General features: G+C 34.6%; 24 protein-coding genes. All 24 read right to left on the reverse strand.

The features are described from left to right. Positions 1-13: 13 nt before the first annotated feature. The 24 genes from pnp to J5Y03_RS13625 all read right to left on the reverse strand — a co-directional run bounded on the left by pnp (position 14) and on the right by J5Y03_RS13625 (position 26,678). Complete coding sequence (gene pnp / locus J5Y03_RS13510; RefSeq protein ID WP_209406538.1) at positions 14-2,125, reverse strand: polyribonucleotide nucleotidyltransferase; 2,112 nt, start codon at positions 2,123-2,125, stop codon at positions 14-16. Between the two features lie 193 nt (positions 2,126-2,318). Next, complete coding sequence (rpsO, locus tag J5Y03_RS13515) at positions 2,319-2,588, reverse strand: 30S ribosomal protein S15 (protein WP_209406539.1); 270 nt, start codon at positions 2,586-2,588, stop codon at positions 2,319-2,321. A 121-nt stretch (positions 2,589-2,709) separates the two neighbouring features. Next, a complete protein-coding gene (ribF, locus tag J5Y03_RS13520; RefSeq protein ID WP_209406540.1) occupies positions 2,710-3,663 on the reverse strand; it encodes a bifunctional riboflavin kinase/FAD synthetase in 954 nt (317 codons plus the stop codon). Between the two features lie 314 nt (positions 3,664-3,977). Then, positions 3,978-4,889, reverse strand: a complete 912-nt coding sequence (gene truB / locus J5Y03_RS13525; RefSeq protein ID WP_209406541.1) for a tRNA pseudouridine(55) synthase TruB — start codon at positions 4,887-4,889, stop codon at positions 3,978-3,980. 93 nt (positions 4,890-4,982) lie between these two features. Next, positions 4,983-5,330 carry a 30S ribosome-binding factor RbfA gene (gene rbfA, locus J5Y03_RS13530; protein ID WP_209406542.1) on the reverse strand — a complete coding sequence of 116 codons (348 nt, stop codon included), beginning with the start codon at positions 5,328-5,330 and terminating at the stop codon, positions 4,983-4,985. Positions 5,331-5,426: 96 nt separating this feature from the next. Beyond that, positions 5,427-7,604: a translation initiation factor IF-2 gene (infB, locus tag J5Y03_RS13535; RefSeq protein ID WP_209406543.1), complete on the reverse strand. Its 2,178-nt coding sequence runs from the start codon at positions 7,602-7,604 to the stop codon at positions 5,427-5,429. A gap of 23 nt (positions 7,605-7,627) precedes the next feature. Next, the gene (locus J5Y03_RS13540) at positions 7,628-7,927 is read right to left on the reverse strand and encodes a YlxQ family RNA-binding protein (protein ID WP_209406544.1); all 300 of its coding nucleotides are present in this window, start codon (positions 7,925-7,927) and stop codon (positions 7,628-7,630) included. A 2-nt stretch (positions 7,928-7,929) separates the two neighbouring features. Then, positions 7,930-8,193: an RNase P modulator RnpM gene (gene rnpM, locus J5Y03_RS13545; RefSeq protein WP_209406545.1), complete on the reverse strand. Its 264-nt coding sequence runs from the start codon at positions 8,191-8,193 to the stop codon at positions 7,930-7,932. A gap of 8 nt (positions 8,194-8,201) precedes the next feature. Next, complete coding sequence (gene nusA / locus J5Y03_RS13550) at positions 8,202-9,317, reverse strand: transcription termination factor NusA (RefSeq protein ID WP_209406546.1); 1,116 nt, start codon at positions 9,315-9,317, stop codon at positions 8,202-8,204. A gap of 19 nt (positions 9,318-9,336) precedes the next feature. Then, complete coding sequence (gene rimP / locus J5Y03_RS13555; protein WP_209406547.1) at positions 9,337-9,810, reverse strand: ribosome maturation factor RimP; 474 nt, start codon at positions 9,808-9,810, stop codon at positions 9,337-9,339. Positions 9,811-10,048: 238 nt separating this feature from the next. Then, a complete protein-coding gene (locus J5Y03_RS13560) occupies positions 10,049-14,356 on the reverse strand; it encodes a PolC-type DNA polymerase III (RefSeq protein WP_209406548.1) in 4,308 nt (1,435 codons plus the stop codon). 282 nt (positions 14,357-14,638) lie between these two features. Then, complete coding sequence (locus J5Y03_RS13565) at positions 14,639-16,351, reverse strand: proline--tRNA ligase (RefSeq protein WP_209406549.1); 1,713 nt, start codon at positions 16,349-16,351, stop codon at positions 14,639-14,641. A 107-nt stretch (positions 16,352-16,458) separates the two neighbouring features. Then, complete coding sequence (gene rseP / locus J5Y03_RS13570) at positions 16,459-17,715, reverse strand: RIP metalloprotease RseP (RefSeq protein WP_209406550.1); 1,257 nt, start codon at positions 17,713-17,715, stop codon at positions 16,459-16,461. 14 nt (positions 17,716-17,729) lie between these two features. Next, positions 17,730-18,881, reverse strand: coding sequence for a 1-deoxy-D-xylulose-5-phosphate reductoisomerase (locus tag J5Y03_RS13575; protein WP_209406551.1), 1,152 nt, complete (start codon positions 18,879-18,881; stop codon positions 17,730-17,732). A 30-nt stretch (positions 18,882-18,911) separates the two neighbouring features. Then, complete coding sequence (locus J5Y03_RS13580) at positions 18,912-19,700, reverse strand: phosphatidate cytidylyltransferase (protein WP_209406552.1); 789 nt, start codon at positions 19,698-19,700, stop codon at positions 18,912-18,914. 17 nt (positions 19,701-19,717) lie between these two features. Then, positions 19,718-20,497: an isoprenyl transferase gene (locus tag J5Y03_RS13585; RefSeq protein WP_209406553.1), complete on the reverse strand. Its 780-nt coding sequence runs from the start codon at positions 20,495-20,497 to the stop codon at positions 19,718-19,720. 116 nt (positions 20,498-20,613) lie between these two features. Then, on the reverse strand, positions 20,614-21,171 hold the full coding sequence (gene frr / locus J5Y03_RS13590; RefSeq protein ID WP_209406554.1) for a ribosome recycling factor: 558 nt from the start codon (positions 21,169-21,171) through the stop codon (positions 20,614-20,616). Between the two features lie 2 nt (positions 21,172-21,173). Continuing rightward, complete coding sequence (pyrH, locus tag J5Y03_RS13595; RefSeq protein WP_209406555.1) at positions 21,174-21,896, reverse strand: UMP kinase; 723 nt, start codon at positions 21,894-21,896, stop codon at positions 21,174-21,176. 104 nt (positions 21,897-22,000) lie between these two features. Continuing rightward, the gene (gene tsf, locus J5Y03_RS13600) at positions 22,001-22,885 is read right to left on the reverse strand and encodes a translation elongation factor Ts (protein ID WP_209406556.1); all 885 of its coding nucleotides are present in this window, start codon (positions 22,883-22,885) and stop codon (positions 22,001-22,003) included. Positions 22,886-23,027: 142 nt separating this feature from the next. Further along, complete coding sequence (gene rpsB, locus J5Y03_RS13605) at positions 23,028-23,729, reverse strand: 30S ribosomal protein S2 (protein WP_209406557.1); 702 nt, start codon at positions 23,727-23,729, stop codon at positions 23,028-23,030. A gap of 158 nt (positions 23,730-23,887) precedes the next feature. Beyond that, complete coding sequence (locus J5Y03_RS13610; RefSeq protein ID WP_209406558.1) at positions 23,888-24,385, reverse strand: DUF6115 domain-containing protein; 498 nt, start codon at positions 24,383-24,385, stop codon at positions 23,888-23,890. 368 nt (positions 24,386-24,753) lie between these two features. Beyond that, positions 24,754-25,524: a FliA/WhiG family RNA polymerase sigma factor gene (locus J5Y03_RS13615; protein ID WP_209406559.1), complete on the reverse strand. Its 771-nt coding sequence runs from the start codon at positions 25,522-25,524 to the stop codon at positions 24,754-24,756. Between the two features lie 22 nt (positions 25,525-25,546). Continuing rightward, on the reverse strand, positions 25,547-26,044 hold the full coding sequence (locus tag J5Y03_RS13620) for a chemotaxis protein CheD (protein WP_209406560.1): 498 nt from the start codon (positions 26,042-26,044) through the stop codon (positions 25,547-25,549). Continuing rightward, positions 26,037-26,678, reverse strand: a complete 642-nt coding sequence (locus tag J5Y03_RS13625; RefSeq protein ID WP_209406561.1) for a chemotaxis protein CheC — start codon at positions 26,676-26,678, stop codon at positions 26,037-26,039. The genes J5Y03_RS13620 and J5Y03_RS13625 overlap by 8 nt, the downstream gene beginning before the upstream one ends. Positions 26,679-26,683: the final 5 nt, after the last annotated feature.

Below are 26,683 nucleotides of genomic sequence, written 5' to 3' on the forward strand. Positions count from 1 at the left end.
ATTACGCTTTTCGTTATTCTCCAGCTTTCTCTTTTTGCTCTTTTAATACTGCTTTACGAGAAAGGTTTACTCTACCTTGTTTATCGATTTCAGTAACTTTTACTAGGAATTCGTCACCTAATGCAATAACATCTTCCACTTTATTTACACGTTCTTCTGCAAGTTCTGAAATGTGTACTAATCCGTCTTTGCCAGGGAAAATTTCAACGAATGCACCGAATTTTTCGATACGTTTTACTTTACCCATGTATAGTTCTCCAACTACTACTTCACGAACTAGGTCTTCAATGATTTGTTTTGCTTTGTCATTCATATCTTGGTCCACTGAAGAAATGAAAACTGTACCATCTTGTTCGATGTCAATTTTAACGCCAGTTTCTTCAATAATCTTATTAATTTGTTTTCCGCCAGGTCCAATAACATCTTTAATTTTTTCTGGGTTAATTGTCATCATTAAGATTTTTGGAGCAAATTCAGATAAAGCTTTACGTGGTTTACTTAACGTCGCAAGCATTGAATCTAAAATTTGCATACGGCCAATTTTCGCTTGTTCAAGAGCTTCTTTTAAGATATCACGAGAAAGACCATCAATTTTAATATCCATCTGAAGTGCAGTAACACCCTTAGCCGTACCTGCAACTTTAAAGTCCATATCTCCTAAATGATCTTCCATACCTTGAATATCTGTTAACACTGAGTAATGTTCACCAGATTTAATTAACCCCATTGCAATACCAGCCACTGGTGCTTTAATTGGCACACCTGCGTCCATCATTGCCAGAGTACTAGCACAAATACTTGCTTGAGAAGTTGAACCGTTAGATTCTAATACTTCAGAAACAAGGCGGATTGTGTAAGGGAAATCTTTTTGATCTGGAAGACTTGGTTCAAGTGCACGCTCACCTAATGCTCCATGACCGATTTCTCTTCGACCTGGTCCACGCATTGGTCCAGTTTCACCAACACTGAATAATGGGAAGTTGTAATGATGCATGAAACGTTTTGACTCTTCAATTCCTAATCCATCTAAGATTTGAACATCACCTAGAGCTCCTAGTGTACAAATACTTAGAGCTTGAGTTTGCCCACGTGTAAATAATCCAGAACCGTGAGTACGTGGTAAAAGACCAACTTGTGAAGATAAAGGACGAATTTCTTCTAATTTTCTACCATCTGGACGTACTTTTTCAACTGTGATTAGACGGCGAACCTCTTCTTTTACAAGCATTGAAAGAATTTCTTTTACTTGTCCAAGTACTTCTTCTTCTGCTTCATTTTCTTCAAATTGTGCAATTACACGATTTTTCACTTCAGTAATCGCAGCTTCACGAGCGTGTTTTTCTTGTACTTGAATTGCTGTTTTTAAATCTGATTCGCAAAGATCACGAATTTGCTTTTCAAGATCAGCATCAACCTCATAAAGAGAAACTGCAAGTTTTTCTTTACCAACTTTAGCCACTACTTCTTCTTGGAAAGCAATTAATCGTTTAATTTCTTCATGACCAAACATAATAGCTTCTAACATCACTTCTTCAGGTACTTCATTTGCTCCTGCTTCTACCATGTTAATAGCATCTTTTGTTCCTGCTACAGTTAAATGAATATCACTTTTTTCTGCTTGGGTAACTGTTGGATTAATGATAAATTCTCCATCAATACGTCCAACTACAACACCAGCGATAGGACCATTGAACGGAATATCCGACACTGATAATGCTAACGAACTACCAAACATTGCTGCCATTTCTGAAGAACAATCTTGATCAACACTCATTACAATGCTGACAACTTGTACTTCATTACGGAATCCATCTGCAAATAACGGACGGATTGGACGATCGATTAGTCGACTCGCTAAAATTGCTTTTTCACTTGGACGGCCTTCACGCTTAATAAAGCCACCTGGTATTTTTCCTACTGCATATAAGCGTTCTTCATAGTTAACAGTTAACGGGAAAAACCCAACTTTTTTTGGTTCTTTTGACGCTGTAACAGTTGATAAAACAACTGTATCACCGTATCTTACTAATACCGCTCCATTTGCTTGCTTTGCTAATTGACCAATTTCAACTGTTAATGGTTGGCCAGCAAGCTCGGTGGAAAAAACATGCTTTTGTTGTTCCATATGGTATAAATACCCCTCTCTATTGCTATTCAATTATGTAAAAAATTTATATGTAAAATTAAACTCATATCTTCTATTATCTCCTATGTTAGTAAAAGAAATCAACTAACTTATAGATAATTAATGTTTTATTTACAAGAAAAAGCGGGAAATATCCCGCTTTTCTAATTGGTCATTGTATTTAATATTAAAATTAGCGACGTAAACCAAGTTTTGTGATTAATTCACGGTAACGAGTAATGTCTTTGTTACGTAAGTAGTTAAGTAAGTTACGACGTTTACCAACCATTTTTAATAGACCACGACGAGAATGGTGATCTTTTTTGTGAACACGTAAGTGATCGTTTAAAGTGTTGATTTCGTGAGTTAAAACAGCGATTTGAACTTCTGGAGAACCAGTATCGTTTGCATGTGTTTTGTACTCGTTAATGATTTCGTTTTTACGTTCTTGAGAAATTGCCATGTTTTTTCACCTCATAATATTTTTCTTGAACACCTATTACCGAGCAATCGTTGGTGAATCGAAGAGCCAAGCAATGGTTTTTCAAATACGTACTTTAGTTTACTATGTTTCGTAACGAATTTCAAGTCAATGAATTAGACTTTGAGAAATAATTTTTAACTGTTTCACGATCCTCATTTAATTGAGCTACTAATTCATCGATTGAATTAAATTTTTTCTCATCTCGAATTCGTGCATAGCAATAAAGAATAAATTCTTTACCATAAATATCTTCATTGAAGTCAAAAATGTTAACTTCAATTGTTTGTTTTTGGAACTCTGTATAAAAAGTAGGTTTATATCCTATGTTACACATACCCGTATACATTTCACCATTAACTTCACATTTTACAGCATAAACTCCCACGGTTGGAAGTGCATAAGGAATTGCTACAGCAATGTTTGCAGTAGGAAAGCCTATTGTGCGTCCTCGTTTATCACCATCTACAACGATTCCTTTTATTTGATAATTACGTCCAAGCAATGAAGTAACTTCTTCCATTTGACCATCTCTAATTGCTTGACGAATTCTTGTTGAACTAACTTTTTCATTTTCAAATTCAAATTTATTCACAACAGTTATGTCAAAAGCATTTCTTGAATGAAATGGTAATGTTTCCATTGTCCCTTTTCCGTATTTCCCAAAAGAGAAATCAAATCCGGCAACTACATGTTGTACATTTAATCCAATAAGATAATTGTCAACAAACTCCTGTGGTAATAAATTTGCAAAAGCCTCATTAAATTCAACGATATAGAGTAAATCAATTCCTAAGTCTGCAACTAGTTTTACTTTTTCATCTGTCGGTGTTAAGTAAGAAATTGTTTCTTCTCTATTTCCTAATATAGTAGAAGGATGTGGATCAAATGTCATTACAGCACTTTTATACCCATTTTCATCTGCTATCTTTTTTGCTGTCATAATCACCTGTTGGTGACCTTTATGAACTCCATCAAAAAAGCCCAATGCCATAACCGTATTAGGACATGTTTTTGCATCAATTGAATGAGGATGGGTGATAGTAATAATTTCCAATTTTTCATCACCTTTTCTAAATCTTATCTTCTACAACATTATAGAGCAAAAAACAAAATTAATGTAGTATTTTCTATTGGCCTGTTAACTTTGTTGCTATTTAGTATGCGTTAGTTGATTACAACTCCAGGATGCTCGCTTTCCTTGGGGCGTGAGCTGAGCCTCCTCGTCGCTTACGCTCCTGCGGGGTCTCAGTCTTCCCGCATTTCCCACAGGAGTCGAGCATCCTTCCGTTGTAATCAACTTCTGTCTCTAAAGTTACAAAACCTAAAAGCATCAATCTTTAAAAGAAAGTGCAAAGAAAAAGAGCCTTTTTATTTGTTATGAAATACTCTAGTAGGCTTAATTAATTGGTCATTTTTGGGGTTAACCGAATATACCGCAATTATTTTCGAATTACTATTTTTGACAGTAGCATATTCGCCTTCTTTGAGACCTATTTCATTTCTAAACATTCCACCATTGAAGACCTTTGTCTCATCTTCTTCGTTTACAGTTATACTTGGATAATCATCTAACGCTTCTTCAATCGTCATGAAGGCTTCGTTTAATAAATCAGCGTTTATCATTTCCTCAAGTTGTTCAAATGTTACACAATCCTCGATTGTAAATGAACCAGCTTTTGTTCTAGTCAAGTAAGACATATGAGCAGGATATCCAAGCATTTCACCAATTTGAACTGCTAATGTTCTTACATATGTTCCTTTACTACAAAATACTTCAAATGAAAAAGAAACTTCTTCGCCTTCAAATTCAAGTTGATCATCTAATAAATTAAGATGATAAATTTCAACTTCACGTGTGGGTCTTTCAACTTCTATACCCGCTCTAGCATATTCATATAGTTTTTTTCCATTTACTTTTACAGCTGAATACATCGGAGGAGTTTGCCTAATGGTGCCAGTAAGTTTTTGAAATATAGTTAGAATTTCATCACGAGTGATTACTCGGTCAACATTTTTCTTTTCTACTACTTCACCATGAGCATCTTCAGTAGTTGTTGAATAGCCAAGAGTTACTTTCCCTATGTATTTTTTTCGATCATCTGTTAAGTATGGAATTAGCTTTGTTGCCTCACCAACGCAAATTGGAAGTACTCCAGTTACTTCAGGATCAAGTGTACCCGTATGACCAACTTTTCTTGTTTTTAGTAGTTTTCTTACTTTATACACACAGTCATGCGAAGTAAGACCTGCTGGTTTATTTAAAGGTATTACACCGTTCATTTTGCTCACCTAACTTTTAAAAATTTTATCAACTATTTGTGAATAAAAATGGATAGACGCTTGCCGCCTATCCATTTTCTAATTATTCTTTTATTATTTATCTTCATTATTAATTTGAGTAAGGATCGTTTCGATACGGTGTCCGTAATCGATTGATTCATCAAACTCAAAAATTAATTCCGGTGTTTTACGCAAACGGATTCTTTGGCCGATTTCTGATCTAATAAAGCCTTTAGCTTTTGCTAGACCTCTTAATGTGTTCTGTCTTTGTTCTTCATCACCTAACACAGAAATATAAACCTTTGCTTGTTGTAAATCACCACTTACTTCAACGTCAGTGACTGTAACAAAACCGATTCTTGGGTCCTTAATTTTACGGCCAATTATTTCACCAAGTTCTTTTTTCATTTGTTCACCAACACGGTGTGCTCTAACTTTCATGATTTCACCTCAACTTACAGAGAAAAACTATAGTACTTTCATAAGTAGTTTAACTAAAGTGTCTTCATTTTATGAAGTACATGTTTTGGCATATTATTAAGCGCGTTTAATTTCTTCCATTACGAACGCTTCAATAACGTCGCCTTCTTTAATATCATTGAATTTCTCGATTGTAATACCACATTCGTAATTAGTTGCAACTTCTTTTACATCGTCTTTGAAACGTTTTAATGTATCTAATTGACCTTCAAAAACAACAATGCCATCACGAATTAAACGAACTCCGCTCTCACGAGTAATTTTACCATCAGTAACATAACATCCAGCAATTGTACCAACTTTAGAAACTTTGAAGACTTGACGAACTTCTGCTTGACCAATTACTTTTTCTTCAAACTCTGGATCAAGCATACCTTTCATTGCAGCTTCAATTTCTTCGATAGCTTTGTAAATAATGCGATGTAAACGAATATCTACCTTCTCTAATTCAGCTGTACGTTTTGCATTTACATCTGGACGAACGTTAAATCCAATAATAATTGCATTTGATGCAGATGCTAAAATAACATCAGATTCTGTAATTGCGCCAGCACCAGTATGAATAATTTTTACTTTGACACCTTCAACTTCAATTTTTTGAAGTGAACCTGCCATTGCTTCAACAGAACCTTGAACGTCCGCTTTAACAATGATATTGATGTCTTTCACTTCACCTTTTTGGATTTGAGCAAATAAATCTTCTAAAGATAATTTTGAACTCTCACTACGTTGTTGAAGAATCGCATTTTTCGCACGAGATTCACCAACTTGACGAGCACGTTTTTCATCTGAAAAGACCATAAAACGATCGCCAGCTTGTGGAACTTCATTTAAACCAGTAATTTCAACTGGTGTTGATGGACCAGCTTCTTTAATACGACGGCCTAAATCGTTTACCATTGCACGAACACGTCCAAATGTATTACCTACAACGATTGGGTCACCAACTTTTAACGTACCATTTTGCACTAGTAAAGTTGCTACTGAACCTTTTCCTTTATCTAATTCAGCTTCGATAACAGTACCAAGTGCTAAACGGTTTTTATTCGCTTTATATTCTTCTACTTCACTTACTAGTAAGATCATTTCTAATAACTGATCAATTCCATCACCAGTTAGTGCAGAAAGTGGAACGAAAATTGTATCTCCACCCCAAGCCTCAGAAACTAATCCATACTCAGTTAATTCTTGCATAACTCTGTCAGGGTTTGCTGACTCTTTATCCATTTTATTCACAGCAATAATAATTGGTACTTCTGCTGCTTTAGCATGGTTAATCGCTTCAACAGTTTGTGGCATAACACCGTCATCTGCTGCAACTACGATAATTGTAATGTCTGTTACTTGTGCACCACGAGCACGCATTGTTGTAAATGCTGCGTGACCTGGAGTATCTAAGAAAGTAATTTTTTTGCCTTCTACTTCTACTTGATAAGCACCGATATGCTGAGTAATTCCGCCAGCTTCTCCAGCAGTTACTTTCGAATTACGAATTGAATCTAATAATGTTGTTTTACCATGGTCAACGTGTCCCATAATTGTAACAACTGGTGGACGTTCTGATAAATCAGCTTCATCATCTGCTACATCGATAAAATTTTCAAAGTCATTCTCATCAATTACAACTTCTTCTTCAACCTCAATACCATAATCAGTTGCGATTAATTCAATTGCATCTTTGTCTAAATCCTGATTTATAGTAGCCATAACACCTACCATAAATAATTTTTTAATAATTTCTGAAGGTTCTTTTCCTAATTTTTTAGCAAGTTCAGAAACTGTTAAAGAACCTGCAAAAGTAATCTTATTTGTTGCGTTCTCTGTTGAGTTATTTTTTTGAGTCATATTGTTATTGCCTTTCTTATTCCCATTGTTAAATTGATCTGAACGATTTTGTATTTGCTTTTTACTATCTGTCTTTTTCTTTTTATTACTATTTTTCTTTGAAGTATTCTTTGTTTCTTCTTCATACTTAACTTCAAAATCTAGCTCTTCGCTTGTTTCCTCTTGGAATGCAGGCTTTACTTTAACTACAGGAGTTGATTTTTGGACTTGGGGTTGTTTAACAGCAACGGATTTTGGATGAAAAGATTGATTTAACTTTTCAACGACATCCTCCGCAATTGTGGCCATATGATTTTTAACGTCAACTTTTAAGTCTTTGAGCCTTTGGATAATCTCCTTACTGGAAACATTTTGTTTCTTTGCATACTCATAAATTCTTATTTTTGTCATACGTTCACCCCCAGATTATTCAATCATTCTAATAATGTTTGTAGTTTACTTGCAAATCCTTGATCAGTAATTGCAACAACTACACGAGCATCTTTTCCAATTGCATGACCTAATTCATATCGATTTTCAACAAAGCAAAGTGGAACTTTATAGAAAGTTGTTTTATCTGTGATTTTCTTTGCGGTAAGCGTAGAGGCATCCTTTGAAAGGATAACTAGCTTAGCACGCTTTTGCTGTACTTCTTTCACTACTAATTCTTCACCTGAAATTAATTTTCGTGCTCTTGCAGCTAATCCAAGTAAAGAAAGTCCCTTTTGATTCATTTTTACTCCTTCTCAATAAATGCAAGAAGTTCATCATAAAGGCTTGCATCAATTTTTGTTTTTAATTGGTGATCAAGAGTTTGCTTTTGCTGAGCCAGTTTTACGACTTCAGCTGACTTTGTTAAATAAGCTCCTCTCCCCGACTTTTTCCCTGTAGGGTCAATGGAGACTTCACCTTCTTTTGAACGAACGATACGAATTAATTCTTTTTTAGATTTCATTTCTTGCGTAACAACGCATTTACGTAATGGTATTTTACGATTCATGAGCTACCTCACTCCTCATTAAAATCGTTTTTGAAAACATCAAATTCTTCACTTGAACTATTCAAATTACTAGAATAATCAATGCCTAACTTATCAGCATCTGATTGTGATTTGATGTCTATTTTCCAACCAGTTAAACGTGCTGCTAAACGAGCATTTTGTCCACGTTTACCAATTGCTAATGAAAGCTGGTGATCAGGAACAACAACAGTTGTTGCTTTTTCTTCTTCATTTACTAATACTTTTAAAACTTGTGATGGACTTAGAGCGTTTGCAACAAACTCAACTGGATCTGCAGACCAACGTACAATATCAATTTTCTCACCTTTTAATTCATTGACAATTGTTTGAACACGTTGACCTTTTTGACCAACACAAGCGCCAACTGGATCTAAATCTGGATTGCTTGTATAAACTGAGATTTTTGAACGATCTCCAGCTTCACGAGCTACAGAGCGAATTTCTACAACTCCATCGTAAATTTCTGGCACTTCCGTTTCAAACATTCTTTTTAAAAGTCCTGGATGAGTTCTAGATACGAATATTTGTGGACCTTTTGACGTTTTTTCTACTTTCGTAACAAAAACTTTAATACGGTCATGAATTTTATACTTCTCAGTTGGAATTTGCTCATTAACCGGAAGGACAGCTTCAATTTTACCTAAATTGATGTAAATTGCACGTGCATCGATTCGTTGAACGGTCCCCGTCATCATATCTTCTTGGCGATCAATATATTCTGAATAGATTACACCACGTTCTGCTTCACGAACACGTTGTGTTACAACCTGTTTAGCTGTTGTTGCAGCAACACGTCCAAAATCTTTCGGAGTTACTTCAAGTTCAATAACATCGCCAACATGATAGTTAGGATTATGTTCTCTAGCTTCCTCAACTGAAATTTCTAAGCGCGTATCAAAGACATTACTTACAACTTCTTTACGAGCAAATACACGGATTGATCCGTTTTGTAAGTTAAAATCAACTCGCACATTTTGTGCTTGGTTAAAGTTACGTTTATAAGCAGAAATTAAAGCTGCCTCAATTGCATCAATTACGACATCTTTACTAATGCCTTTTTCTTTTTCAATAATCTCAAGAGCTGTTAATAGTTCAGAACTCATGGTTCTTAAATCCCCCTAACTAGAAAAACGTTACTGCAAGTCTTGCGCTTGCAATTTTTTGTGTTGGAATTGTTATTTGTTTTTTGCGTGTTTTAATGGTTAATTCAAGTACTACTTCTTCAGAAGAATACGATAAAAGTTTACCTTCAAAATTCTTTTCATCTTGGATTGGTTCATAAGTTTTTATCGCGATATATTTACCAATAGCTTTTACGAAATCTTCTTCTTTTTTTAATGGACGTTCAGCACCAGGTGAAGAAACATCTAAAAAGTATAAATTTTCAATTGGGTCCTTTTCATCAAGTACCTCACTCAATCTTTCACTTACGGCCCCACATTGCTCTAGATCAATACCTGTTTCACTATCTATAAATACTCGAAGGAACCAATCTTTTCCTTCTTTTACATATTCTACATCAACAAGCTCTAATCCTAGTTCTTCTACAATTGGTTTCGCAAATTCTGTAACTAATTCTGTAACCGTTTTACTCAAGAAACGTCCTCCTTTCAACGTATAAAGATGAAAATACCCTGCATTTTAGCAGGGAAATTAATAGTAGTATCTCCAAATAATCTTGTTTTTCGTTAAGAAAAAATATCTATTTCAAACGAAAACAAGAAGATGAATCGGGTCAAACTAATAAGAAAGAGCAGGTTTCACCTGCTCTTTAAAAATCCCGTGCTAAAAACATCTAATCTAACTATACCATATTTTCACTGTTTTGCAAGTTTTAAAAGCCGTCAAACAATGATAATTGGTTTTGATCAGGGAGTGATTGAAGACATCCTTGTTTATCTAAATACTCTAGTATTGTTTTTGAAATTTTACTTCTTTGTTGTAAATCTTCTTTTGAAAGGAATTCTCCATCTTCTCTTGCTGATACAATATTTTTCGCAGCATTCGTTCCAAGACCAGGTATTGAATTAAATGGTGGTAGTAATTTATTGCCTTCAACTAAAAATTCGTCAGAACTAGATCTATAAAGATCAATTCGATCAAATGAATAGCCTCTTTCACACATTTCGAGTGCTAACTCAAGAACAGTCATTAAGTTTTTCTCTTTAACAGAAGCGTCTAGACCTTTTATAGCAATTTCCTCTATCTTAGCACGAATAGCAGCTGGTCCAGCAACCATTGCTTCAATATCAAAATCCTCTGCGCGTACGGTGAAATACGCTGCGTAATACAGAATTGGGTGATGGACTTTAAAATAGGCAATTCTAACCGCCATTAAAACATAGGCAGCAGCATGGGCTTTAGGGAACATATATTTAATTTTTTTACATGAGTCAATATACCAGGTAGGAACATCATTTTTGATCATTTCCTCTTCCCACTCTGGTGGTACGCCTTTACCCTTACGAACTGATTCCATAATTTTAAATGCTAAAGAAGGTTCAAGTCCTTGATAGATTAAGTAAACCATTATATCATCTCGACAACCAATAACTTCTGGAAGAGTACATGTACCACTATTAATTAATTCCGATGCGTTCCCTAACCAAACGTCTGTACCATGAGATAACCCTGATATTTGCACTAGTTCTGAGAACGTTGAAGGCTTCGTATCTTCAAGCATTTGGCGTACAAATTTCGTTCCAAATTCAGGAATACCATATGTTCCTGTTTTACAGCCAATTTGATCCCCTGTTACACCAAGTGGTTCAGGTCCAGCAAATATTTTCATTACTTCTGGATCATCTGTTGGAATCGTTTTTGGATCAATTCCACTTAGATCTTGAAGCATACGAATAACTGTTGGATCATCGTGACCAAGTATATCTAGTTTTAACAAATTATCATGGATTGAGTGGAAATCAAAATGCGTTGTCTTCCATTCGGATTTCGTATCATCAGCAGGGAACTGTATCGGTGAAAAATCAAAAATGTCCATGTAATCAGGAACAACGATAATACCACCTGGATGCTGACCAGTCGTTCTTTTTACACCCGTACAGCCCATTGCTAAACGATCAAATTCAGCACCACGTAAAGTGAGATTATGATCGTTCGCATATCCTCGTACATATCCATATGCTGTTTTATCAGCAACTGTACCAATTGTACCTGCACGGTATACGTAATCTTCACCAAACAATACTTTTGTATAGTTATGTGCAATTGGTTGATATTCACCGCTGAAATTCAAGTCAATATCAGGTACCTTATCTCCCTTGAATCCAAGGAACGTTTCAAACGGTATATCATGCCCATCTTTTTTATAAGCAGTTCCACACTCTGGGCAATCTTTATTTGGTAAATCAAAACCTGACCCGACTGATCCATCGTTAAAGAACTCCGAATGCTTACACTTAGGACATACATAATGAGGAGGTAATGGATTAACCTCTGTTATTTCAGTCATCGTTGCTACAAATGAAGAACCAACAGATCCACGAGAACCTACTAGATAGCCATCATCAAGTGATTTTTTCACGAGCTTGTGTGAGATAAGATAAATAACCGCAAAGCCATGACCGATAATACTCTTAAGTTCTTTTTCAAGACGAGCTTCTACGATTTCAGGTAACTCTTCACCATATATTAGTCTTGCTCTCGCATAACTCATCTCACGCATTTCTACATCTGCACCTTCAATTTTAGGTGTGTAAAGATCATCTTTAATTGGTTTTATCTCTTCAACCATACTTACTATTTTTTGTGTATTTGTAACAACAATTTCCTTTGCCTTCTCCTCACCTAAAAATGAGAAGCATTTTAACATTTCATCAGTTGTTCGGAAATGAACATCTGGAAGACGATGTCGATTTAATGGGTTTGCACCACCTTGAGATCCAACTAAAATCTTCCGATAAATTTGATCCTCTTTATGAAGATAGTGAACATTTCCAGTTGCAACAATTAATTTACCTGTTTTTTCACCGATATTAACAAGCTTTGAAATAACTTCTCTTAAATGTTGTTCATTTCGAACAAGCTCTAATTCAATTAAATGCAGTAGCACTTCTGGTGGCATTACTTCAATATAATCATAGAAATCAATTAACTTTTCAACTTCTTCTGGTGCTTTTTGAATATTCGCTTCAAACACTTCACCTTTATCACATGCTGTTCCTACTAATATACCTTCGCGATGCTTCATTAATAGAGATTTAGGCACACGTGCTACTCGATGATGATAATGAAGATGAGAATATGAAACAATTTTGAACAGATTCTTTAATCCGATCTCATTTTGAGCAATCAGCGTTGCATGAGACGGTCTTGAACGTTTCCATGCATCACCTTTACCCATTGAATCATTTAATTGTTCATGATAAAGCATACCCTCTTCTGCAGCATCCTTTAACATTTTTATCATTAGAAAACCTGTGGCTTCAGCATCATAAATTGCTCGGTGATGCTGTGTTAAATTGATATCAAACTTTTTACATAACGTATTTAATCGGAAGTTTTTAAATTCAGGATACAAATTCCTTGCGAGTTCTAATGTATCAATTACACTATTTTGTGTTTCACCGATTTCATATTTTTTAAAGCCCATTTGGATGAAGCCCATATCAAATGATGCATTATGTGCAACTAAGATACAATCTTCCATCCACTCTTTAAATTCTTTCAAAACGATGTCAATGTTAGGAGCATCTTTAACCATTTCATCCGTAATACCTGTTAATTCAATTGTTGTTGCAGAAAGAGGATGATGTGGATTTGCGAAACGTTCAAATCGATCAATAATTTCACCATTATGAATCTTAACTGCAGCTAGTTCAATAATGGTGTCATAAACAGCAGAAAGCCCCGTTGTTTCTACGTCAAATACAACGTAAGTAGCATCACTTAAAGAAATGTTCCTTGGGTTATAAGCAGTTGGTACACCATCATTTACTAAGTTGATTTCTACACCGTACAATATTTTAACGCCATTCTTCTTACCACTGTTAAAAGCTTCGGGGAATGATTGAACAACAGCGTGATCTGTTATTGCTATTGCTTCATGACCAAATTTACTTGCAAGTTTTACTAAGTCTCCTGCAGAGCAAACAGCATCCATTTGACTCATTTGAGTATGAGCATGTAATTCTACTCGTTTCTCCCCTTCAGGAGCTTCGTCTTTTCTCTCAATTGGCGTAATTTCATTAATGTCATTTGCAATCATTACTAAATCTCTTACAAATGTATCATTTTGTACTGAACCTCTTACTTTTACCCACATTCCCTTTTTAATACTTGATAATAAAGGTATGTCTTCCTTGTCTCTAGAGAACATTTTAACAAGAATTGAACTAGTGTAATCTGTGATTTTAAATGTGACTAAAACACGTCCACTCTTTAACTCTCTTACATCAGAATCAAAAACATAACCTTGAACAACGATACGTCTCTCTTCTTCAATAATCGTTGAAATTGAAGCGATGTCATCCTCTTTAATATAGTAACCAACTACTAATGGGCCTTGTGGCTCTTCTCCAGATTGTTCTTCTGCTTCACGTTTATCAAGTTCAACTAATACTTCCATCGCACGCAGACGATCTTCTTCCGCCTTTTTTTCCAAAAATTCTGCTTGAACAGCATCATTGTTACTTAATTCTGTTTCAAATAATAATTTGGGAAATCCAGCTTGTACATAAAGTTGTTGTAATTGAGGGATATATCGACTTCTAAATGTCTCAGCTTCAATTTCACTTTTTACTGAAACGATAATTTTTTTATTTTCGATTTTTGGTATAGACTGTTCAATATGCTGTAAAATTGGTGATTTTGACTGTACGTTATTCAATAAATAAGACCAATAGTCAACCACATTTTGTTCTTCAAAATTAACATGTTCAATTTGTAGATTTACAGAAACTGAAGCAATATGTTGAAAGCTTGTTATCATTTTTGAAACAAAAAGTTGATAAGTTGAAAAAGGCAAAGTATTTTCTACTTTAACTGTAAATTCCCAGCTTTTTTCTTGTTTATTTACTTCTAAACTAACAATTTCACCATTTTGAAAATACTGGGCTGTTAGTTCACTCGGTAATTTAATTTGTTCTAAAAGAATTGCAAACTTTTCTTTTCGGTCTTGATTCATGATCTCACCATCCTTTCAAAAATGCATATAGACATAACAGAAAGTACCCCTATGAAGAGGTACTCACTTATATTAATTATTGGCTGATTTCTTAAACTTTGCTATTTAACATTGCGATAAGTTGATTCCACTCCAGGATGCTCGCTTTCCGCGCGGCGTGATTTAGCTTCCTCGGCAAACCTACGGGGTCTAAGCCTTCCCGCTATTTCCACAGGAGTCTCGCACCTTCCGCACGAATCAACTTCTGTCTTTCAAGTTAGAAATCGCAAAAGCAATAATCTTTTAGAAAAATGCCTTTAATTTAAGGTTCTTTATTTCATTTATAAGTTCTGCAACGGTAACTTCTTTACTAAATTCACCATTTCTAGTTTTTAATTCTACAATTCCTTCTGCAGCACGTTTTCCTACAGTGATACGAATAGGAATACCAAACAAATCAGCATCAGCAAATTTTACACCAACACGTTCATTTCTGTCATCTACTAAGACATCTTGTCCATTTTCTATTAATAGTTTTTCAATTTCATCAGCTAATTGAACTTGCTCTTCATTTTTCGTGTTAACAGTTAAAACATGCACGTCAAAAGGAGCTAAATTTATTGGCCACACAATTCCTTTTTCATCATTATATTGTTCTACAATCGCAGCTAATGTACGAGATACACCTATTCCATAGCAACCCATAATGATTGGATTTGTTTTACCATTTTGATCAAGGAATTCAGCATTCATCGATTCAGAATATTTCGTTCCGAGCTTAAATACATGACCTACTTCTATCCCTTTCGCAAAAGAAATAATTCCTTTTCCATCTGGTGAAGGATCTCCCTCTTGTATGAATCGTAAATCTACAAATTCAGTAACAGTATAATCACGGTTTACATTGACATTTAAATAATGATAGCCTTCATCATTTGCTCCACAGCAACCATTTCCAATTGCTTGAACAGCTTTATCTGCAAGAATTTTAATATCAGAATTTACACCAACAGGTCCAAGTGAACCAATTTCACAACCCATAATTTCTTTCACATCTTTTGGATCTGCAAGTTCAACTTGATTAGCTCCTAAGTAGTTTTTAAGCTTAATATCATTAAGGTCATGATCTCCTCTTACCAAAACAAGAACAAATTCATTATCCGCTTTAAAAAGAAGTGTTTTGATACTTTTTTCTACTGGTAAGTTTAGAAATTCAGTTACTTCTTCAATTGTTTTTTTGTTAGGTGTTGAAACCTTTTCAATATCTGCAAGTACATCTAAACTTGGAGAATAATCTACAACTACTGGTGCCATTTCGATATTAGCAGCGTAGCTAGAGTCAGTTGAAAATGCAATTGTATCTTCACCTATATCTGATAATACCATAAATTCGTGTGTATCTTTACCACCCATTGCTCCAGAATCAGCAACTACGGCACGGAAGTTTAATCCACAACGAGTGAAAATGTTACTATATGCTTGGAACAAACGATCATATACTTCATCCAAGCTTTCTTGAGATGCATGAAAAGAATAAGCGTCCTTCATCATAAATTCACGTCCACGTAACAAACCAAAGCGAGGTCGTTTTTCATCACGGAATTTTGATTGGATTTGATAGAGTGTAATTGGTAATTTTTTGTAGGATTTTAATTCATCACGAATAACTGAAGTTACAACCTCTTCATGAGTTGCCCCTAAAGCAAAGCCTCTTCCATGACGATCACGTAATCTCATTAGTTCTGGTCCAAAGTTTTCCCAGCGACCAGATTCCTCCCATAATTCTTGAGCTTGAAGGGATGGCATTAACATTTCCATTGCTCCAGCCTTATTCATTTCTTCACGGACAATGTTTGCTACTTTTTGAAGTACTTTATGACCTAACGGTAAAAAGCTATAGATTCCAGATGCATTTTGTCTAATAAAACCTGCTCTAAGTAACAATTGATGGCTTTTAATATCTGCATCAGCTGGTACTTCTCGTAATGTTGGGCTAAAGACCAAGCTTTGTTTCATTTCATTCACCTCATTAAATAATGAAAGAGACTGTCCATTTAGAAATACAAATGATTCTCTAAGGACAGACTCAATTTTTTTACATGGCTATTTATGTAAAAAGCCTTTTACATAAATAATCGTTTAATATCGTTCCAAGTTACAATAATCATTAAAAGCATCAAAAGTGCAAAACCAATAAAATGCACAATGCCTTCTTTTTGACGGTCAATTGGACGACCTCTTAATGCTTCAATCGCAAAGAATAATAATCTTCCACCATCTAACGCAGGTAATGGTAATAAATTCATTATTCCTAAGTTAATGCTTAAAAATGCTGCCCATTTCATCAAATAAAAGATTCCAGCTTGTGTAGCTTGTTCAGTTACTTGATAGATTCCTACTGGACCAGAAAGATTATTAATTGAAAACTGTCCTGTTACTAAATGGCCAACAGCAGTCACAATTTCTTTCGTCCAGTTAATCGTTTCTGTTACTCCATATTTTACAGAAGTAAGGATATTTTTTTCAACTGGTTGATAAACTCCAATTAATCCGTATTTAGTACCCTTCGATGTTTCTGCCTTAGGAATAACAGTAAATGTTTTATCTTGGTTATCACGCTTAATAATAAATTTTAAATTTTGATCTGGATTTTTTCTTACTATATCAACTACTTCATCCCATTTTGAAACTGGTTGATTATTAATTGAAAGTACAACATCACCTGTTTTTAAACCAGCTTGTGATGCTGGACCACTTGAAACTAATTGTCCAATTTTCGCATCATTTACAGGAGTTCCTTGTAATAATCCTAGCAAGATAAAAATGAAAAACGCTAAAACAAAATTCATCATTGGACCTGCAAAAATAGCAATTGCACGTTTTCCAACTGATTTACTATTAAATTGACGATTATAAGGCGCAATTTGATTTTCTTTTCCTTCATTAACGACGAAGGCTTTTTCATTAATTTTGAAGGTCTGGATTTGTTCTTTGCCTTCTTCGACACCGATAAGTTCCAATTTATGTTCTAAGTCTATTGAATCAACTTCGACAAATAATAAATCTTGAAACCTGTCAAATCCATCAACTACTAATTTTATTACCTCATTTTGTTGATTAAATAGCAATCCAACATGTGTACCTGGTTTAATTTCATCAGTTTCAGGATCTTCTCCAGCATACCTAACATATCCACCAAGTGGTAATAATCTAATCGTGTACATTGTTTCATTTTTGAAGAAAGAAAAAACTTTTGGTCCAAATCCAATCGCAAATTCCCGACAAAGAATCCCAGCTCTTTTTGCGAAATACAAATGCCCTAGTTCATGGAAAAAAACAAGTACTCCAAAGATTACGATAAACGCAATTGCCGTTTGCATATGTATTACCACCTTTACTTTATAAGTGATGAAACGTACTTTCTAGTTTCTTCGTCGATCAGCTGAATTTCCTCTAATGTTGGATTTGAAATGATAGAATGATTTTCCAATGCATTTTCAATTAATTCCTCAATTTGAAGGAAACTAGCTCTCTTATGCAAAAATGCACTTACCGCAATTTCATTTGCTGCGTTTAAAACAGTTGGCATGCTTCCACCTGCTTTTCCAGCATCATAAGCATATTTTAAACATCTAAAACGATTTAAATCCATTTCTTCAAAATGAAGACGACCAAATTTAATCAAATCTAAAAACGTATGGTTTTGTATTGGTTTTCGATCTGGATAATTTAACGCATACGCAATTGGCACTCTCATATCCGGTGTACCTAATTGTGCCATGACACTTCCATCAATAAACTCTACCATTGAATGGATGACACTTTCACGGTGTAAAATAACGTCAATCTGATCATATGGCATATTAAATAACCAATGCGCTTCAATTACCTCTAATCCTTTGTTCATCATAGAAGCTGAATCGATTGTAATTTTTGCTCCCATTGACCAATTTGGATGATTTAATGCATCCTCAATTGTTACATTGGTTAATTGATTACGAGTTAAGTCGCGAAAACTACCACCTGATGCCGTAATAATTAACTTATTTATGTTTTGATAATTTTCACCATTTAAACATTGATAAATCGCAGAATGTTCGCTATCAACAGGTAATATACTTACTCCATATTTTTTAGCTTCTGCCATTACAATATGACCTGCAGTTACAAGTGTTTCTTTATTGGCAAGTGCAATTGTTTTTCCACATTGAATTGCCTTCATTGTTGGAGTTAAACCTACACTTCCCATAACCGCATTAACAACTATATCTGATTCGTGGTGAGTTGCAACTTCAATTAAACCTTCTTCTCCGTAGTAAACGCTTGTCTCAGAAGGCAGCGCGAAAGTTTTTAACTTTTCAGCCTCTTCTTTTCCTGCTACTGAAACAACTTGCGGCTTAAACTCTAAAATAATTTGAACTAACTCTTCAACCCTTGTACCAGCTGAACATGCAACTAACTGATAGTCAGAAGGTTGATTACGAATTAAATCAATTGTTTGAGTGCCAATTGAGCCAGTTGCTCCAAGTAAGCTGATTTTCTTCATTTCTTACAACTCCTTATGAAAGCAATACAACTATAGGACAAATAATAAATAGACGATTGGGAAAGTAAAGATCCAGCTATCGCATCGATCTAAAATACCGCCATGACCAGGAAGAATCTTACCAGAATCCTTTACCCCATAATATCTTTTATATGCAGACTGAACTAAATCTCCTATTTGTCCAAATACTGAAACTAAAATTGCTACAAAAATCAAATAGATTACCGAATAATTTAAAGTTAACACAAATGATAAAATTACCGCAACAACTATCGCACAAACCACGCCGCCTAAAGATCCCTCAATCGTCTTATTCGGACTAATTTCTGGCCATAGCTTTGTTTTACCAAATGCTTTTCCGATAAAATAAGCACCACTATCAGTTGCCCATATAACAAATAATGGAAAAAACAAATCTGCTAATCCCATTAATCTAATCTCATGCATGTAATGGAATCCATATCCAACATACAGTGCAGATAACGTTACAAATGAAGCATCCTCAAAAGTAAATGTATTCTTAGTTAGTACAGTATATGATAGAAGTAATAGTAACAAGATAATTAATAGATCAGATTTATCTATCCCATATTGAAACATATTCATCGACCAATCATTTGGTATAATGGCCAACCATGTAAGAAGAAGGCCAATTACAGTTGGTGGACTAAATACATCTTGTTTTTTCATCTTAATTAATTCAAAATAACCTATTGTTCCTAATGCAAAAATTAAGAGCGAAAACGGCCATTTACCGTAAATTACGATTGATAAAAACAAAACTCCAGCTACAATTCCAGTAATGATTCTTTCCTTCAAAGCTCTTCACCACTTTCTCAAACTCCACCAAAACGACGCGATCTATTTTGGTATTCTAAAATTGCATTTCTTAAGCTTTCTTCTGTGAAGTCTGGCCAAAATTCATCGGTAAAATACAGTTCACTATAAGCAATTTGCCAAAGCATAAAATTACTAATACGAAGTTCTCCACTAGTTCGAATTAATAGATCAGGATCTCCTAACTCACTGGTCATTAAATAGTCATTGAATAATGCTTCATCAATCGATTCAATTGCAATTTTATTTTCTTTTACGTCATTTGCAATTGCCTTGATCGATTGAATCATTTCATCTCTACTACCGTAATTCAAAGCGAAGTTTAAAATCATTCCTGTATTATTCTTTGTAGCTTCTACTGCTTTTTTCACAGCTTCAACTGTATAGCTAGGAAGTTGATTTTCGTTACCCATTAATCGAACTTGAACATTCTCTTCTATCAGTTCAGGTAAAAATGTTCCTAAAAATTCTTGAGGTAACTTCATTAAAAATTCTACTTCTGTTCGAGGACGTTTCCAATTTTCAGTAGAAAATGCATACAATGTAAGCACTTTTATCCCTAATGAATTTGCTTCTCTAGCGATTTTCCGAACTACCTTCATGCCTTCATGGTGCCCTGCTATCCTTGGTAAGTTACGTTTTTTAGCCCATCTACCATTTCCGTCCATAATGATTGCTACATGCCCTGGAATCGTAGAATCATTATTTACATCTAATTTTGTTGGAGGTACTATTGGCTCTTGCTCTTTTCTTTTTCTAAAAGAAAAACCTTTAAACATTTTCTATCCTCCGATATATCGTAAATCAAATTATTGTAGAATTGAGTAAAAAAACCCCCTTAAGGCAGAGGGTCTTTTTACTCAAAGCTTATATATTTAATCTAAATGATTATTTATCAAACTTCTAGTATTTCTTTTTCTTTTTCTTTTGTAATTGAATCAATTTTTTCAATGTGAGCATCAGTTTGCTTTTGGATATCATCAGAATATCCACGTAATTCATCTTCAGTGATGTCACCATTTTTTTCTAATTTCTTTAAATCGTCATTCGCATCACGACGAACATTACGAACAGCAACTTTTGCATCTTCAGCATATTTTTTCACTACTTTTACTAAATCTTTACGACGTTCTTCAGTTAAAGCAGGAAAAGCAATACGAATGATTGATCCATCATTTGATGGATTTAAACCTAAATCCGCTTTTTGGATCGCTTTGTCGATTTCACTTAAAATCGATTTATCGTACGGAGTAATCATAAGTAGTCTAGCTTCAGGCACTGATATGTTAGCCATTTGATTAATAGGTGTTGGTGCACCATAGTAATCAACTACTACTTTATCAAGAATAGCTGGATTCGCACGACCAGCTCTTACTGTTGCAAGCTCTCTTGAATATGCTGATACAGCTTTTGTCATTTTTTCTTTTGCAGAAGATATGATTTGATTAGCCATTTTTATTTCCCCTTTACAATTGTTCCAATGTTTTCGCCTAACACTGCACGCTTAATGTTACCTTCTTCCATGATTGAGAATACAATAAGAGGAATATCATTGTCCATACAAAGTGAAGAAGCAGTTGAGTCCATTACACCTAAACCTTCTTTTAAGACATCTAAGTAAGTTAAGGTATCATATTTTACAGCATTTTCATCAATTGATGGGTCTGCATTGTATACACCATCAACATTATTTTTTGCCATTAAAATAACATCTGCTTCAATTTCAGCCGCACGTAATGCTGCTGTCGTATCAGTAGAGAAATAAGGATTTCCAGTACCAGCCGCAAAAATAACAACACGTTTCTTTTCAAGATGGCGAATTGCTTTTCTACGAATATAAGGCTCTGCAACCTGTCTCATTTCAATTGATGTTTGAACACGTGACTGAACATCTAATGATTCAAGGCTATCTTGAAGTGCTAAAGAGTTCATTACTGTTCCTAGCATACCCATATAATCTGCAGTAGCTCGGTCCATTCCCATTTCACTACCTGTTTTTCCACGCCAAATATTTCCGGCACCAACAACTACAGCAACCTCTACATCTAATTCAGCGATTTCTTTAACTTGTTGTGCAATTGATTTAATTATGCTTGGGTTTATACCGAACCCCTGTCCGCCTGCTAATGCTTCACCACTAAGTTTTAGAACTACGCGCTTATACTTTGCACTACTCATAATTACCTCCGTTATACGTCAATTCCTACTGTATTCTATTCCTTTAAAAATAGGGAACACATAGTGTCCCCTTATTTTTTATTATACTGAACTAACCTTAATAATTAGTTACCTTTTACTTGATTCATTACTTCTTCAGCAAAGTTATCTTCGCGTTTTTCTAAACCTTCTCCAACTTCATAACGAACGAAAGATTTTACAGTTCCGCCAGCAGATTCAACGAATTTACCTACTTTTACGTCTGGGTTTTTAACAAACGATTGATCTAATAAGCAAATCTCTTCGAAGTATTTACCAATACGACCTTCAACCATTTTCGCAACGATAGCTTCTGGTTTACCTTCGTTTAAAGCTTGTTGAGTTAAGATTTGACGCTCATGGTCAACTTCTTCTTGTGATACAGCATCACGAGAAATGTATTTAGGGTTAATTGCAGCGATGTGCATTGAAACATCTTTTGCAACTTCTTCATTTGTAGTTCCTTCTACAACAGTTAAAACACCAATACGTCCGCCACTATGTAAGTATGCGCCGAAAGCATCTGCATCTGTTTTTGAAACAAGTTCAAAACGACGTAAAGAGATTTTTTCTCCAATTTTAGCAATTGCATGGTTGATGTAAGTTTCAACAGTTTCACCAGTTGAAATTGTTTGTTGTAATGTTTCTTCAACTGTTGCAGGTTTGTTTGTAACGATGTGTTTTGCAAGAGCAGCGATTAACTCTTTGAATCCTTCGTTTTTAGCAACGAAATCAGTTTCTGAGTTAACTTCTAATAATACAGCGTCATTTCCGTTAACTTCAACAAAAGTTAAACCTTCTGCTGCGATACGATCGTTTTTCTTAGCTGCTTTCGCGATACCTTTTTCACGTAAGTAGTCAATCGCTTGATCCATATCTCCGTTTGTTTCAGTTAACGCTTTTTTACAATCCATCATACCTGCGCCAGTTTTTTCACGTAATTCTTTTACCATTTGTGCAGTAATAGCCATTGTATTCATCTCCTTATGTATATCTATTGTTTATTATATTTTTAACAATGTAAAAGGACAATTAATTTCTTTGTCCATTAATTGAAATTTACCTTAAAAAAGGTGATAAAAGGCTAAACCTCTTATCACCTTCCATCATTCATTAAGCAGTTGTAATTTCTTCGCCTTGTTTCGCTTCAAGAATCGCATCTGCCATTTTTGATGTAAGAAGTTTTACAGCTCTAATAGCATCGTCGTTTGCTGGGATAACATGATCGATTTCATCTGGATCACAGTTAGTATCAACAATACCGATGATAGGAATGTTTAACTTACGTGCTTCAGCAACAGCAATACGCTCTTTGCGAGGATCAACAACAAACAGTGCATCTGGAAGTTGTTTCATATCTTTGATGCCGCCTAAGAATTTTTCAAGACGTTCTAATTCTTTTTTAAGTTGGATAACTTCTTTTTTAGGTAATACTTCGAAAGTGCCATCTTCTTGCATTCTTTCGATATCTTTTAAACGTTTAACACGTTTTTGGATTGTTTGGAAGTTTGTTAATGTACCACCTAACCAACGTTGGTTGATGAAGTACATTCCAGAACGAATAGCTTCGTCTTTAATAGCTTCTTGAGCTTGTTTTTTTGTACCAACGAAAAGAATGTTGCCGCCTTCAGCTGCGATTCCTTTCATTACGTTGTAACATTCTTCAACCTTTTTAACTGTTTTTTGTAGGTCGATGATGTAGATTCCGTTACGCTCTGTAAAGATGTAACGTTTCATTTTTGGGTTCCAACGGCGTGTTTGGTGACCGAAGTGAACACCAGCTTCTAACAATTGTTTCATAGAAATAACTGACATGTTTCTTCCTCCTAATGGTTCTTTTTCCTCCGCTAACATCACTTTTTCCTACCACTCCCTATCAGGGTAGCACCAGTAAGAAAATCAGTAAGCGTGTGTATTAACACCATCAATTACTATAGCATATACGTTAATGATAATCAAGTAAGAAAATGATTTCATATTCGTAGTTTTAACATTAGTTCGATCTCAGTCTTACCTTTGTCTAATTTCTTGGCTATTTCATCAATAGTGTATCCTTCTTTTTGCAATTTTAAGATTCTCTCAAATTCACTGATCTGAGAAGTTTCTTCTTTTTGAATTGAAAAGTTACTTTGAGTATTTTCTTGATCATAAGATATAAACTCGTTGTAATTAATGTTGTTTTCATCTTCTCTATATTCATAAGTAGTAAAAGGCTTTGAATCTGATTCAAGAATTTGTTCTTTCAATTCTACTTTGTCAGTATGCGGCTTATTTGCTAATTTATTCAAAAATTCCTCATTTTCTTCTTTCCATTCCTCTATAAATGTATATAAAACATCCTCTGTCTCATTTTTTAAATGGATAAATGAAGATTCCATTTCTTTATATTTTGATAGTTGTATAGTTAAATAGATGTTCCAAATACATATGAAAAGAATCAGGATTATACATGTAATAAATAATCCAATCATTTTACTAATCACTTCCTGCTGTTACGACTATGAATTGAATTAAAATGGCTGATTTCATAAACTTTGTTGTATTTAAGCATGCGATTAGTTGATTTCCGCTCCATGGCACTCGCTTTCCGTGGGGCGTGCGGTGAGCCTCTTCGTCGCTATCGCTCCTGCGGGGTCTCACCTGTCCCGCTATTCCCACAGGAGTCTCGGACCTTCCGCTCCAATCAACTTATTAATCAAAAATCTTAAATAATAACAATCATATAGAAAAAGCCATTAAAATTAGGCTCTGTTATATAAAAATGTTGATAATTAATAAAATCATCTTTATTAATTATCAACAAAATACTTTAACAGAGCCTAAAATTAAATAAATCTTTTTACATAGATTTATTTAATAATTCCCTTAATTTGAAAATTGATTTCGCATGAATTTGTGAAACCCTAGATGTAGATAAATTTAATATGACTCCAATTTCTGTAAATGTTAATTCTTCAACGTAAAATAAACTTATAACAGTTTGTTCTTTTTCATTTAAATCAGTCGTAATTGTCTTTGACAAGTGCTCGATCTGTTCTTCTTTTAATATTTCCTCTTCAGGTGTTAACGTATATGTATCTTTTAATGTTTGTATAAAATTGACTTGTCCGTCTCCGTCTTCTTTTATTTGCTCATCGACAGAAAGTAAATTCGAGAAAAACACGTCGTTTATTACTCCCACCACTTCAGTAGAAGAAAATCCAGTTTGTACAGCAATCTCTTCAGCTGTAGCCTTCCTTTGGAGCTTTTGTTCTAATGATTCAATTGCATGCTCAATTTTTTTAGCTTTATCCCTGGTTGTTCGTGGTAGCCAATCTTCCTTTCGAAGGCCATCCATTATACTACCTCTAATCCGAATTGACGCATATGTTTCAAATTTTAAATCTCGATTTGGATCAAATTTTTCAAGTGCATCATAAAGACCCATCATTCCAAAACTTTTTAATTCATCTCTACTTACATTTGATGGTAGATTTTGAGAGATTCGACTTACCTGAAAATTTACTAATGGCAAATAAATACGAATTAATGCATCCCCAGCATATTTATCTCGATCTTCAACCCATTTTTTCCAATAATTTTGCGAATCACTTTTTTGAACAATCGACATTGTTATTCACCTCAGCTACTTACTAAATAATGATTACACCCTGACTTACAATTTTTATGTTTAATAGTGAGTTATCTGGTGAAAATTCAATGGTTCTACCTTTGCTACCACCAACATCTGAACCTAACACCTGTATCTGCAATTTTTCTAATTGTTGTAAAACTGCTTCGACGTTTCTCGGACCTATTCTCATCGTGTCACTAGATGATGAGAATTGAAACATTTGAGCCCCACCGGCTAATTTAGCCTTTAAGGATGATCTTCTACCGCCACTTAACACTACTTTTTCTACTAAAGCATTAATCCCAGTATCTGCAAATTTTGCTTCATTTACATGATTATCTCTTGCGAGTCCCGAATCTGGTAGCATGATGTGGACCATACCAGCAATTTTCCGTTCTCCATCAAATACTACTACTCCAACACAGGACCCTAGTCCACAAGTGCGGATAACTTGATTTCCTTTCACTACTCCTAATTCTGCAATACCAATATTAATAAGTTGTTCTGTTTTATCCATTGTCACTTATCCCTAATGAAGAAAAAATTTTCGTAAAGCTATCAGGATCTGGCAAAAGGAAAAAATGGCCATTTAACTCTTCATTTTGTTTATCTGATTCAGCAAAAAATACTGTATCTACTACAATTGCCACATCGCTAACTTGTCCAATTTCCATTAAACCGTAACTAATTATTGCTCCAAACATATCAATTGATAACGATGGAACTGAATGCTGTAGATTCAGTTGTGTAAAATCTGATAAAGATGAAACATATGAGCCGATTAATATATTCCCTACTTCCTGAATAGCAGAAACGGCAAAAGGATGATTTTCAATTTGTTCAATTGTAAAGGTATTATCGTCAATTAATCGGCTAATGATGGATGTAGCCTGTTCTAAACTCATAACAAAATACATACTTCCAGGGGCTTCACCATCTATTCTAAAGTAGATAGAAACCACTACATTTTCAGGGCCGCCAACTAATTCCATCATTTCATTAAATGAAACAACCTCTACTTTAGGGACACTCATGTCAACTTTTTGATTTAGTAATGTAGAAAGTGCAGTTGCTGCATTACCTGCTCCAATATTACCGATCTCTCTTAAAATATCTAAATGAATTGTTTTTATTTCATCCATAAAAGGCATAATTT

Source organism: Gottfriedia endophytica (genome assembly GCF_017814275.1).
Classification (GTDB): Bacteria; Bacillota; Bacilli; order Bacillales; family Bacillaceae_G; genus Gottfriedia; species Gottfriedia endophytica.